The 12003-nt window shown below is 62.5% G+C and carries 10 protein-coding genes; 5 read left to right on the forward strand and 5 right to left on the reverse strand.

Annotated features, from left to right (window positions below; all coding sequences use genetic code 11):
- The first annotated feature begins 2 nt into the window (after positions 1-2).
- From LB568_RS18995 to LB568_RS19005, 3 genes are all read left to right on the forward strand, one after another.
- Positions 3-2159 carry a YfbK domain-containing protein gene (locus tag LB568_RS18995; RefSeq protein ID WP_224730970.1) on the forward strand — a complete coding sequence of 719 codons (2157 nt, stop codon included), beginning with the start codon at positions 3-5 and terminating at the stop codon, positions 2157-2159.
- Between the two features lie 158 nt (positions 2160-2317).
- Positions 2318-3013, forward strand: a complete 696-nt coding sequence (locus LB568_RS19000) for a glutamine amidotransferase-related protein (RefSeq protein WP_140576178.1) — start codon at positions 2318-2320, stop codon at positions 3011-3013.
- Positions 3014-3148: 135 nt separating this feature from the next.
- Entirely contained in the window at positions 3149-3418 is a 270-nt protein-coding gene (locus tag LB568_RS19005; protein ID WP_224689917.1) for a hypothetical protein, read from the forward strand.
- 15 nt (positions 3419-3433) lie between these two features.
- On the opposite strand, the gene bmt is transcribed toward LB568_RS19005, so the two are convergent.
- Together bmt and LB568_RS19015 are read right to left on the reverse strand one after the other, a co-directional pair.
- Entirely contained in the window at positions 3434-4456 is a 1023-nt protein-coding gene (gene bmt / locus LB568_RS19010; RefSeq protein WP_023763404.1) for a betaine--homocysteine S-methyltransferase, read from the reverse strand.
- A 130-nt stretch (positions 4457-4586) separates the two neighbouring features.
- On the reverse strand, positions 4587-5444 hold the full coding sequence (locus tag LB568_RS19015) for a helix-turn-helix domain-containing protein (RefSeq protein ID WP_224730971.1): 858 nt from the start codon (positions 5442-5444) through the stop codon (positions 4587-4589).
- A gap of 229 nt (positions 5445-5673) precedes the next feature.
- Between LB568_RS19015 and LB568_RS19020 the strand changes: the two genes are divergently transcribed.
- Both LB568_RS19020 and LB568_RS19025 read left to right on the forward strand, forming a co-directional pair.
- A complete protein-coding gene (locus tag LB568_RS19020; RefSeq protein ID WP_224730972.1) occupies positions 5674-6684 on the forward strand; it encodes a fatty acid desaturase in 1011 nt (336 codons plus the stop codon).
- A gap of 85 nt (positions 6685-6769) precedes the next feature.
- A complete protein-coding gene (locus tag LB568_RS19025) occupies positions 6770-7597 on the forward strand; it encodes a phosphate/phosphite/phosphonate ABC transporter substrate-binding protein (RefSeq protein WP_224730973.1) in 828 nt (275 codons plus the stop codon).
- On the opposite strand, the gene LB568_RS19030 is transcribed toward LB568_RS19025, so the two are convergent.
- The 3 genes from LB568_RS19030 to LB568_RS19040 are packed head-to-tail and all read right to left on the reverse strand — an operon-like array spanning position 7562 to position 11979.
- Complete coding sequence (locus LB568_RS19030) at positions 7562-8917, reverse strand: M24 family metallopeptidase (protein WP_224730974.1); 1356 nt, start codon at positions 8915-8917, stop codon at positions 7562-7564. The two genes, LB568_RS19025 and LB568_RS19030, sit on opposite strands and share 36 nt — an antisense overlap.
- A 9-nt stretch (positions 8918-8926) precedes the next feature.
- Positions 8927-11497 carry a GcvT family protein gene (locus tag LB568_RS19035; RefSeq protein ID WP_224730975.1) on the reverse strand — a complete coding sequence of 857 codons (2571 nt, stop codon included), beginning with the start codon at positions 11495-11497 and terminating at the stop codon, positions 8927-8929.
- Entirely contained in the window at positions 11494-11979 is a 486-nt protein-coding gene (locus LB568_RS19040) for an endonuclease domain-containing protein (RefSeq protein WP_224730980.1), read from the reverse strand. The genes LB568_RS19035 and LB568_RS19040 overlap by 4 nt, the downstream gene beginning before the upstream one ends.
- Positions 11980-12003: the final 24 nt, after the last annotated feature.

Raw genomic sequence — 12003 nt, forward strand, 5'->3', positions numbered from 1 at the left:
CCATGGTCGACGACAACGAACTCAAAAGACTGCGCGATGCAGCAGTACCGGCGCCCAGCGAGAACGCGAAGGCACGTGCCTTCGAAGCCGCCATGCGTGCCTATGATCAGGAAAATATTTCCACCGTCACCCAAGGATCGGCTGGCGGTCTTCGTCTCACAGAGCGAGCACAAAAGCTCTGGAGCGAGATCATGCAAAAGAAACTCATTGCCACGCCGGCCCTTGCCGGGCTCGTCGCCCTGCCGATCGCCGGATACGCCACCTTCCATCTCCTGAGGGAACAGCCGCCTGAATTCGGCGGCGACGAGAAGATCACCGAGACGCTGGCCGACAAGCCGGCGACCGTGAAGCCGTTGGCCAAGCAGGCGCCGGGAGATCAGGCGGTCAACGGGCCGCTCGCAACGAGCTCGCCGGAGAAAGACAAGAAGGCGGACGCGGATGTGGAAAGCCGCGATGCGACGGATGCCCTTGTGGCACCGGCATCGCCGCCGAAATCCGAACCCACTGTTGCTGGAGGTTTGGCGCAGCAGAATGCCCAGGGACAGGTTGCGCCGGCTGAACCGGCACCGGCGCGGAGCGGCGGCCAAAGAGTAATCATGTCCTTGACGCCACCTCCACAGGCAGATGGCACCACGTCACGGATCGCCCGCATGCCTGCCGCCGAGTCCAAGCTGATGACGCCGCAACAACCTGCCACCGCACCGGCCGATCAGATCGCGCCGCATGAGGAAAACCGCGACCGCGTCCAGGATTTCAAGACCAATCCGGTGCATGCGGCACTGGAGGATCCGGTCTCGACCTTCTCGATCGATGTCGACACCGCCTCCTATTCCTTCGTGCGCCGTTCGCTGAAGGAAGGCTTCGTGCCGCAGGCCGACACGGTGCGCGTCGAGGAGATGATCAACTACTTCCCCTATGACTGGAAGGGCCCGGACTCCGCCACGACGCCGTTCAACTCGACCGTCAGTGTCATGCCGACGCCGTGGAACACGCACACCAAGCTGATGCACGTCGCCATCAAGGGCTTTGACGTCAAGCCGGCCGAGCAGCCGAAGGCCAATTTGGTGTTCCTGATCGACGTCTCGGGCTCGATGGACGAACCGGACAAGCTGCCGCTGCTCAAGTCTGCGTTCCGGCTGCTGGTCAGCAAGCTGAAGGCCGACGACACCATCTCGATCGTCACCTATGCGGGTGATGCCGGCACCGTGCTGATGCCGACGAAAATTGCCGAGAAGGACAAGATCCTCAATGCCATCGACAATTTGCAGCCGGGCGGCTCGACCGCCGGCGAGGCCGGCATCAAGGAAGCCTACAAGCTTGCCCAGCAGTCCTTCATCAAGGATGGCGTCAACCGCGTGATGCTTGCCACCGACGGCGACTTCAATGTCGGTCAGACCGATGATGACGACCTGAAGCGGCTGATCGAGCAGGAGCGCAAGACCGGGGTTTTCCTGTCGGTGTTCGGCTTTGGCCGCGGCAATCTGAACGATGAGATGATGCAGACCATCGCTCAGAACGGCAACGGTACGGCCGCCTATATCGATACGCTGGCCGAGGCCGAAAAGGTGCTGGTCGAGGATGCCTCCTCGACGCTGTTCACCATCGCCAAGGACGTGAAGATCCAGGTCGAGTTCAATCCCGACAAGGTTTCGGAATACCGGCTGATCGGCTACGAGACCCGGGCGCTGAATCGCGAGGATTTCAACAATGACCGTGTCGATGCCGGCGATATCGGCTCTGGCCATTCGGTCACCGCGATCTACGAGATCACGCCCAAGGGCAGCGGCGGCGAGCAGATCGATCCGCTGCGCTACGGGCAGGCGGGGGTGAACAATGGCGGCGTCGCCAATGCGGACGAGTATGCCTTCGTCAAGATCCGCTACAAGCTGCCGAACGAAGACGTCTCGAAGCTGATCACCACGCCGGTGACCTCGGCCAACGAGGTCGCGTCCTTCGACCAGGCCAGCACCGACCAGCGCTTCTCCGTCGCCGTCGCGGCCTTCGGCCAAAAACTGCGCGACGAGGATGCGACCGCGAAGTTCGGCTACGACAAGATCATGGAGATTGCCACCACCGCCCGAGGAGCCGACCCGTTTGGGTACAGGTCCGAGTTCCTTTCGCTTGTGCGCCTTGCCTCGGCGCTGGGCGGTAACCGGTAGTGGCAATACAGCCGGTTCCTTTCAGACGGGGGTCGTTCTGATACGGGGAACCGGCTACGGGCGGGTGAGGCAGGCCGGCGAGGGGTTCATTCCCTTGCCGGCCTTTTTCGGTTGCGCCACGGTCTTGCGCCAACCATTCTGGCGGGGGAGGCAGAACCATGAAGAAACGCGTTGTTCTGGTGCGGCACAGCGACGAACCCGCTGACGATCGTGTGTTCGCCTATCTCTCACAAAACGGTTACGAGCCTGTGTTGCGTCGAGCCTATGCAGGAGAGACGTTGGATGCCGATGAAGGTGTCGCAGGCGGCGTCGTCTACGGCGGCATGTACAATGTCTACGACACGTCGCTGCATCCGTTCTTGCTGGATGAGTACCGATTTATCGACTTCTGCATGAATGCCGATATCCCCTTGCTCGGCATCTGCCAGGGCGCGCAGGAGATAGCCTGGCATCGCGGTGCCCAAGTCGGTCCGCCGACAAGCGGGGTGCATGAATTTGGCTGCTATCCACTTTATCCGACCGCGGGAGCCGAAGATTTCCTGCCCGCGCCGATCCATGTGACACAGTCACACTGGCATGGCTTCGAATTGCCGAAGGGCGCACAGCACCTTGCCTCGAGCGACCTGTTTCCCAATCAGGCTTTCCGTATCGGCGACAAGGTCTACGGTCTGCAATTCCATGCGGAAGTCACACCGACCGGTTTTGGGCGCGTGCAGAACCGTCCTGGCGCGAACTATGACAAGCCGGGCGCACAGACGCGCGAGGAGCAGGACCATCTCATGAGCCTGCACGATGCAGAGCAAGCCGCCTGGTTCAATGGCTTCCTGCGGACGCTTTTTCCGCCATTGATTTAGCTGCCTTCGAGAAGGGTGATGCCGTTGGGTTGGCACTATCTGCCGGATCGTTAAATTGCACTCGATTTCCGGTACCGGATCGCAACACCCCTCACGTTACATCGGCCATGTCTACGGGGCTTGAGGGAGCCGGAATTGCAGATCAGGACTATCGCCAACTCGACACCGCCGGCACGGGACGCTTCGGCGGTTTCATCAGCCCCATCATCCGAATCCAGACGCATCAGCGATGATGTCGCGCAGGCGCGCAACACCGCCATGTCGGCGCTGACCAACGACCGCTTCCGCGTCATGCTGGAGCAGATCACCGACCCGGCTGCATCCGGCGCGCTGATGACGATGCACGGCGACAATGTGGTTGATTTCAAGTCGGCGCAGTCGAGCTACGCCGACAACAGCGAATAATCGAACCCGACAAAGTCAGGCGCGACTGCGGCGACGCTCGCGGCGGGCTTCGCTGGTCTCGGCGGTGTTTTCCGTCGCCACCTTGTTGCGCATCGGGCCGATGCGCTCGACAATTTTCTCAACTGTCGGACGATCCGCCTTGGTATGCGCATCGAGCGCCTTGCGCATCGCGGCAAGGTGCTGGAACGAGGTGCCGCAGCAGCCGCCGACAATTTTGGCGCCGGCATCGACGGCGAGACGGACATAATCGGCCATCAGCTCCGGCGTGCCGGAATAGTGGATCTCGGCGCCACGGAATTCGGGAATGCCGCAATTGCCCTTGACGATCACCGTCGCCTCCGGCTTCGCGTCGGTCATATCGAGCAGCGAGGCGAGGATATCGGAGGCGCCGACGCCGCAATTGGCGCCAACGCCGAGCGGCGATTGCGACAAGCCGTCGGTGACGCCGTGGATGTCTTTCGGCAGCAGGCCCATCATGGTGCGGCCGGCGGTGTCGAACGAGCCGGTGTAGGTGTAGGGCAGGCCGACACGGATCGCCGCTTCGGCGGCGGCGCGGATCTCGTCGGGCGCCGACATGGTTTCGATCCAGGCGACTTCGGCGCCGCCTTCCTTGAGACCCTCGATCTGCTCGGCGAAGGCGTCCACCGCTTCGTCATAGGTCATGGCGCCAAGCGGCATCAGCAATTCGCCGGTCGGGCCGACGGAGCCGGCGACGATCACCTTGCGGCCGGCCTTGTCGGCGACAGCACGGGCGATCTCGGCGGCGCGCTTGTTCAGCGCATGCACGCGGTCCTGCGCATGATGCAGCTTCAGCCGGTGACGGGTGCCGCCGAAGGAGTTGGTGAGGATGATGTCGGCGCCGGCATCGACGAAGTTCTGGTGCAGGCTGGTGATGGTGTCGGGCGCCGTCTCGTTCAGCAGCTCCGGCGCCTCGCCGGCTTCCAGACCCATGGCGAACAAATTGGTGCCGGTGGCGCCATCGGCCAGCAGCACGCCTTTTTCAGCCAGCAGCGCATCGATCGGGTTGGTCGTCGTCATTGGATTGGCTTTCGTGTTTCGAATTCGAATAAGGATATAAAGAAGTCTTTATGTCTAGTCAATGAAATAGCGGTGAGCCCGCCGGTAGCAATTGCTGGTGGCGATGGGCCCGCTCACGGCGTGGCTGTGATCAGACAATGCCTGACGGGAACGCCATGCCGGCCAGATTGCGCGCGAAGCTTGCTGCCTCATGCGGGTTGATGTCGGCGGCTCGGATCAGATTGTCGAAGTGCCGGGTCAGCGCCTGGACCGGCTGTGTGGCGTTCAGCACCACATACATGTCGCCGACATAGATGGCGGCGCGATAAGGACCGAAGATGGTGAGCGGGATCGAATAGCGCATGCGGCCGTCATAGAGAAACAGGCGGAAGGTCGGGTAGAGATCGTCAAGCAGCGTCGCCATATGGGCGAGCTGCTGCCGGCGGTCAGCCTCCGGAAAGCGGTCCCAGACGCCTAGGCCGCGCGCGAAAATCTCCAGCGTGTGGCGCGGCATGCAGACTTCCATGTCGGTTTCCGGGCGCCGGTTGTATTCGATGCGGTATTGCGTCTCGCTGGCCTGCGCCAGACGGCTCCTGTTGGTGATATTGGCCTCATAGTCGACCAGCGCACGCGTGCGCAGGAGGTCGGGAATGCCGGCCGGCACATAGCGGATCTTGGTGCCCGCGGCCTCGGCGAACCATTTGGCGAGCAGCGTTCGGTCGAAACCGTCGGGTGCCTCCTCGATCTCCAGGCTTTCGCGGATTTCACCGGTGACGCCTTCGTCCTGGCTTAAGCCCAGCAGCCAGTCGAGCGACACCTTGAATTCGGCGGCGATGTTGAGCAGCGTCTCGGCCCGCGGCAGGCGCGTCGAGGCGCCCGACATCAGCTGCGACAATGCCGAGCGATCGATGCCGACAGCGGTCGCGAAAGCCGACTGGTTGAGGTCGGAGCGTGTCAGGAGCAGCTTCAGACGCTCCCGAAAGATTGCTGACAGGTCCCGTTTGTCCATCGCTGCACTCCGCGAATCAGGAGGAAAAATTTGCGCCAAAGCGGCCGAACCGGCGTCTCAGGCGTAAATGAATCCGTAATGCTGTTTACAATGTATAACATATGCGGTCAAAAATGCGCAATGGCAACATTTTGTACACTTTGTCTCGTTGAGTGGAATCGCTTCTCCTGACACTATGCTGTCAGGAACCATTGGGGGTTCCGGCGACTGAGGGGCAGTGGTCGATAGCATGACAGGCAAGAGCATCAAGCGACGCAACGCACCGGCCATCGAATGGCCAACCGTGGTCCTCGCTTTCTTCTGTTACGGGACATGGCTTGCCATCGGTTTCCTGCTCTGGCCGTCTTATCCCATCCTGGCACTCGCCGTCCTTGGCTTCATCCTGGCACTGCAGTCGTCGATCATGCACGAAGTCCTGCATGGCCATCCGTCGCGCAGCGCATCGATCAACGAGGCCTTCGTCTTCCTGCCGATCGGTCTGGTCTGGCCGTTCCGCCGCTTCAAGACGCTTCACTTGCGCCACCACGCCGATGAGCGGCTAACCGATCCACTCGACGATCCGGAAAGCTACTATCAGGCGCTGTGGCATCATGACGATTTGCCGCCGACGATGAAGTTCCTGCTCAAGATCAACAACACGATGGTCGGCCGTTTCTTCCTCGGTCCCTGGCTGTCCTGCATCGGCTTCTTCATCGACGACGCCAAGCGTATGATTGCCGGCGACAAGGCGATCCGTAAAGCCTGGCTGCTGCATGCGGTCGGCCTCGCCATCGTGGCGCCGATCGTGCAGTTCGGCTTCGGTATTCCGCTGTGGCTCTACATTCTGGCGCCGGTCTGGCTCGGCCAGTCGCTGATCGCGATCCGCACTTTCGCCGAGCATCAATGGTCCGAGCATCCGGAAGGCCGCACGGTCATCATCGAGCGCTCGCCATTGTCGTTCCTGTTCCTCAACAACAATCTGCACTTCGTCCACCACAAGACCCCGACGGTGGCCTGGTACAGACTGCCTCAGCTGTTCCGCGAGCGTCGTGACGAATGGCTGCGGATGAACAATGGCTATGCCTACGCCAATTATTTTGCGCTGATCAAAGCCTATGCCTTCAAGGCCAAGGAGCCGATCGTGCACCCGGTGCTGCGGCGCGCGCCGGAGCCGGGCAGGGCATTCAAGCCGCGTATCCGGGCGCGCAACATCAATGGGCTCGGCACCGCGCCGGTGCCCGCCGAGCCGCCCAAGGAATGAATTCTTTTGCGGCAGCCCTGGGCTGCCTGCTAGACTGGCTATGGTCAGTTGCCTTCTGCCCCAGACATAGTGGTCGGATACCGGCATGAGTGAATTGGTTGCGGCCTTGCCGATGTATGACTGGCCGGAAGTGCGTGGCGAAGTCGACGCGCAGTGGGCAGGGTTGCGCGATGTCTTCCGGCAGAGGGGCATCGACGCGCCGTCGACGATCGTTCGTCGCAATGGCGAGTTGCCGACGGTACTGGGCGGCATCCGCGACGCCGAGGGAAAACTGATCGCGCCGGATCCGGCGACATTGCCTGCGGACGAGCTTGATTTCCATAAATTATGGCTGCATCCGGCGCTCCTCTTCGCGCAAACCTGCTGGGGTCCGATGGAGCTTGGCCTGTCCCGTCATGTGCAGGTGGTCGGCCAGCCGAGCTACGACGCCTATGAGGGCGGGCAGGGCGAGCTTTATTCCAGCGCGCTGGTGATGCGGACAGGTGAAGGGCCGGAAGTGCGATCGCCGGCGGATGGCAAGGCCTTGCTGCCGCTCGATCTGATCCGCGGCAAGCGCTTCACCTTCAACAGTCTCGATTCCATGTCGGGCATCATCGCGCTGACGCGTGATCTGGAAGCAGCTGGCGAAAGCCTCGACATCTTCTCGTCGCGCAGCGAAAGCGGCGCCCATCGCGGCTCGATCGTCACTGTGGCCGAGGGCAGGGCGGATATCGCGGCGATCGACTGTGAAAGCTGGGCGCTGGCGCAGCGTTTCGAGCCGGCGGCGCGCAAGGTCGTGATCGTCGGCTGGACGGCACGGCGCAAGGGCCTGCCCTTTATCACCGCCAGGACAACACCGGAAAAAACGATCAAAGCAATGCGTGAGGCCCTTGTAGGGTTAGCCGAGCAGCCTCGCATCCAACGGGTAGGTTGAAAGCTGCTCGTTCCCGGTCTCGGTGATCAGGATCTGCTCTTCGATCTTGACGCCCTCGCGGCCGCCGAGCCTGCCGATATAGCTTTCGACACAGAGCACCATGCCTGGCTCCAGAACGCCATCCGGCGTGTCCGGAGTCCAGTCGCTGGCATGCGGCAAGGTCGGGTATTCGTCGGCAAGGCCGACGCCGTGATAGAGCACGCCATAGCGGGTCGGGAAGCAGTCTCCCGGCGGCACCGCCGAGCGGTCGACAAGATCGCGGAACGAGATGCCGGGCTGCATCAGTTGCGTGTTGTGCTGGATCTGATCGGCGGCGATGCGGAACAGATCGCGCTGCTCGTTCGAAGGTTCTGCATCGCCGCACAGCCAGGTGCGCGACAGGTCGGCGCAGAAGCCGTAGGGGCCGATCAGGTCGGTATCGAAGGCGACGAGGTCGCCCGCCTCGATCTTGCGCGAGGAGCATTCCTGGAACCAGGGATTGGTGCGCGGGCCTGAAGCCAGCAGCCGTGTCTCGATCCATTCGCCACCGCGCGCAATGTTGCCGCGATGCAGTTCCGCCCACAGTTCGTTCTCGGAGATACCGGGTGTCAATGCCTGTTCCATCTCGCCCATCGCGGCCTCGCAGGCAACGATGGCGCGGCGCATGGCGAGGATTTCGTCAGGCGATTTGATCAGCCGCGCGTTTTCCATCACCGCTTCGCCATTGCCGATCGAAATACCGAGGCGAGCGAGTTCCTTGACGCCTTCCGGATTCATGTGATCGACCGCGATGCGGTTGTTGCCGCCGCCATGTTCCCTGACCAGGTCGGCGATACCGGCGGCCCAGCGGCGCACCTTTTGCTCGGTCAGTTCGCCGCTGTAGAGATAGATCCACGACACCGCCGGCCGCACCTCGTCGACGACACCGGAATGGTCGGACAGATGCTCGCAGGAAAAATAGTCGAACAGCACCACCGGACCTTGGGTGGCAACGAAACAATGCCGCGTCGGGTTGTGCGCGACCCATAGCTGCATGTTGGTCGAGTCGGTCGCATAGCGGATGTTGACCGGATCGTAGAGCAGGGCGCCGGCATAGCCACGGCGCTTCAACTCGGCGCGGATGCATTCCAGCCGGTATTGGCGCATCGCCGGCAGGTCTGGCGCGGCAATGCCTGCCGCTGCCCATTCAGCCTCTGCCTGGGGGCCATAGCCCAGCAGATGCTGGTTGAGTGAAGCCGCCTTCTGGCGGGAGGCGTCGCGCAGGGCCTCGATCGAGCCCGGCTCGAAGGGCATGATCTTACGGTGGCGGCCGAAGCCGCCTTTTGGCCCCGCGCTGTCCATGGTCGGACCTCAGCTCCGCATCTTCTCGCCGCTCGGGTCGAACGGCGCCTCGACATTGATGCGTGCCGGCCGGCGGTGTCCGAGGATCTCGATCTCGAACAGCCCGGCGCTTTCGTCCTCGGCAAGGGCTGCCGGCACATAGCCTTGCGCCATCGACATCCGGACATAGTGGGCATAGCCGCCCGACGTCACCCAGCCGACCACGCGCCAGTCGCCGTCGACAATGCCGCGCACGGCGGAGGCGCCTTCCGCGGCCTTGGAGCCACGCACTTCCTTGCCCTTGTCGTCGAAGCGCGGCGCGCCGTAGCCGTGCGGCTTTTCCACCGTGCCAAAATCCTTGCTGACCTTGGCCCAGATCGGCTCGTCGCCCATCACGTCGGCATCGGCGGCATCGACGATGAAGGAGACACGGCGCAGCTTCGGTCCTTCCGCCTGTTCCTTGGCGGCGGCCTCGCGGCCGATGAAGTCGTTCTTCTCCAGCTTGATGAAGCGGTCCATCGAACCTTCGAACGGCCCGTAGATCGGGCGCAGTTCGCGGAACCAGGTCGGGAAGTTCTTTTCGAGGCGCATGGAAAGCAGGGCGCGCATGCCGAAATCGACCAGGCCAAATTCCTCGCCGGCGTCCTTGATCGCCTTGTAGACCAGCCGCTCATAGGCCGGCGCCATCCAGATTTCGTAGCCGAGATCGCCGGTGTAGGTGATGCGGTTGACCATGCAGGGCGCGCCGCCGACCGCCATCTCGCGAAAATCCATGAAGCGGAAGGCTTTGGTCGAGATGTCGACATCGACAAGCTTCTGCAAGAGGTCACGCGATTTTGGGCCGGCGATCGATAGACCCACCAGCGTCTGGTCGAAGCGGTGGATGCGTACGGACCCGTCCTTCGGCAGGTGCTTTTCGAACCAGCGCATATGGTACTTCTGCGCTGCCGACGAGCCCCAGATCATGAAGCGGTCGTCTCCCGCCTTGGCGATGGTGAAGTCGCCGATCAGCTTGCCGAATTCGTTGATCATCGGGGTGAGCACGATGCGGCCGGTTTTCGGCATGCGGTTGGTCATCAGCCGGTTGAGGAATTCTTCCGCGCCCGGGCCCGAAACTTCGTATTTAGCGAAATTGGCGATCTCGGTGACGCCGACGCGCTCACGCGTGGCGCGCACTTCCTCGCCGATCGGACCGAAATCGTTGGAGCGGTGGAAGGAAACGATATCCTTGGGCTCCTTGCCTTTCGGTGCGAACCAGAGCGGCGTTTCCAGACCCCAGCTATCGCCCATGACGGCGTTGTTGGCCAGCATCGTGTCGTAGAGCGGCGTCGTCTGCGCCGGGCGCGCCGCCGGCAATTCCTCATTGGGGAAGCGGATGGAGAAGCGGCGAGAATAGTTTTCGCGCACCTTGGCGTTGGTGTAGCGCAGGCCGGCCCACTCGCCGAAGCGGGCGACATCCATGCCCCAGACATCGAAGCCGGGATCGCCATGGACCATCCAGTTCGACAGAGCGAGACCGACGCCGCCACCCTGGCTGAAGCCGGCCATGACGGCGCAGGCGCACCAGAAATTGGTCAGGCCCTGCACCGGGCCGACCAGTGGGTTGCCGTCGAGCGCGAAGGTGAAGGGGCCGTTGATGATCTGCTTGATGCCGGCCTTCTCGATGCCGGGGAAATGCTTGAAGCCGATTTCCAGCGACGGCGCGATGCGGTCGAGATCGGGCGGCAGCAGTTCATGGCCGAAATCCCAGGGCGTGTTGACCGGAGACCACGGCTTGCAGGCTTTTTCATATGTGCCGAGCAGGATGCCGTTGCGCTCCTGGCGGGTGTAGATCTCGCCCTTGAAGTCGAGTACGCCGATCATTTCGCGGCCGGTCGACTTGTTGAATTCCTCGACCTCGGGCATCGGCTCGGTGAGCAGGTACATGTGCTCCATGGCCAGCACCGGCAGTTCGACGCCGACCATGCGGCCGATCTCGCGCGCCCACAGGCCGCCGCAGTTGACGACATGCTCGGAGTGGACCGTGCCCTGTTCGGTGACGACGTTCCAGGTGCCGTCGGGCTGCTGCGTCAGGTCGACGACGCGGTTGCGCAGCACGATCTCCGCGCCGAGCTTCTTGGCCGCCTTGGAATAGGCGATCGTCGTGCCCGAGGGATCGAGATGGCCTTCGACCGGATCCCACATGGCGCCGACGAAGTTGGTCTCGTCCATCAGCGGGAACATCGCCTTGGCTTCGGAAGGGGTGATCAGCTCGGTGTCCATGCCGAGATAGCGGCCCTTGGCGTGGGCCAGGCGCAGGAAATCCATGCGCTCGGGCGTGTCGGCCATCATCACGCCGCCGGTCAGATGCAGCGAGCAGGACTGGCCCGAGATTTCCTCGATCTCCTTGTAGAGCTGCACGGTGTAGGCCTGCAGCTTGGCGACGTTGGGGTCGCCGTTCAGCGTGTGGAAGCCGCCTGCCGCGTGCCAGGACGAGCCGGAAGTGAGCTCCGAGCGCTCGATCAGCATGATGTCGGTCCAGCCGGCCTTGGCCAGATGGTAAAGAACCGAGCAGCCGACGACGCCGCCGCCGATGACAACCGCTTTTACATGGGATTTCATGAAGATAGGTCCGTTTTTAGAGAGATTGAATCGAGTGAGCGCGGCGTGAGGACAAAGCGTAGGTCGGATACGGCGACGTTTTCCGCCAGCCTGCCATCAAGCGCGGCAAGAATGGTTTCACAGACGGGAGTACGATGTTTCAGGACGTCGTGGCTCCAGACACGCAAGATCGAATAGCCTTCGGCGCGCATGAAATCGTCGCGGCGGCGGTCAGAGGAACTGCCGGCGTGTTGTGAGCCGTCGATCTCGACGACGAGCCATTTTTCGCGGCAAGCGAAGTCTGCGAAGAAAGGGCCGATGGAGAATTGGCGGGTGAAACGATAGCCCGCAAGCTTACGGGCTTTCAGTTGGAGCCAGAGCAATGCTTCAGCCTGATTGCCGCCTTGCCTCAGCTTTCGCGCGCGTTGAGTGGTGCCCATCTTGCGGCGGCTGCGGGTTTCACGGGCGGATTCCCCCACTCCGTCGCCGCTTCGCGGCGCCACCTCTCCCCCCTCCGGAGGGAGAGG

The organism is Mesorhizobium sp. B263B2A, from assembly GCF_020165775.1.
Taxonomy (GTDB): Bacteria; Pseudomonadota; Alphaproteobacteria; order Rhizobiales; family Rhizobiaceae; genus Mesorhizobium; species Mesorhizobium opportunistum.

Excerpts from the sequence above, each read along its gene's own strand:
- bmt (WP_023763404.1), bottom strand. The coding sequence starts at position 4,456 with ATGACGACGACCAACCCGATCGATGCGCTGCTGGCTGAAAAAGGCGTG.
- LB568_RS19035 (WP_224730975.1), bottom strand. The coding sequence starts at position 11,497 with ATGAAATCCCATGTAAAAGCGGTTGTCATCGGCGGCGGCGTCGTCGGC.
- LB568_RS19025 (WP_224730973.1), top strand. The coding sequence starts at position 6,770 with ATGAGTGAATTGGTTGCGGCCTTGCCGATGTATGACTGGCCGGAAGTG.
- LB568_RS19000 (WP_140576178.1), top strand. The coding sequence starts at position 2,318 with ATGAAGAAACGCGTTGTTCTGGTGCGGCACAGCGACGAACCCGCTGAC.
- LB568_RS19020 (WP_224730972.1), top strand. The coding sequence starts at position 5,674 with ATGACAGGCAAGAGCATCAAGCGACGCAACGCACCGGCCATCGAATGG.
- LB568_RS19030 (WP_224730974.1), bottom strand. The coding sequence starts at position 8,917 with ATGGACAGCGCGGGGCCAAAAGGCGGCTTCGGCCGCCACCGTAAGATC.
- LB568_RS19015 (WP_224730971.1), bottom strand. The coding sequence starts at position 5,444 with ATGGACAAACGGGACCTGTCAGCAATCTTTCGGGAGCGTCTGAAGCTG.
- LB568_RS18995 (WP_224730970.1), top strand. The coding sequence starts at position 3 with ATGGTCGACGACAACGAACTCAAAAGACTGCGCGATGCAGCAGTACCG.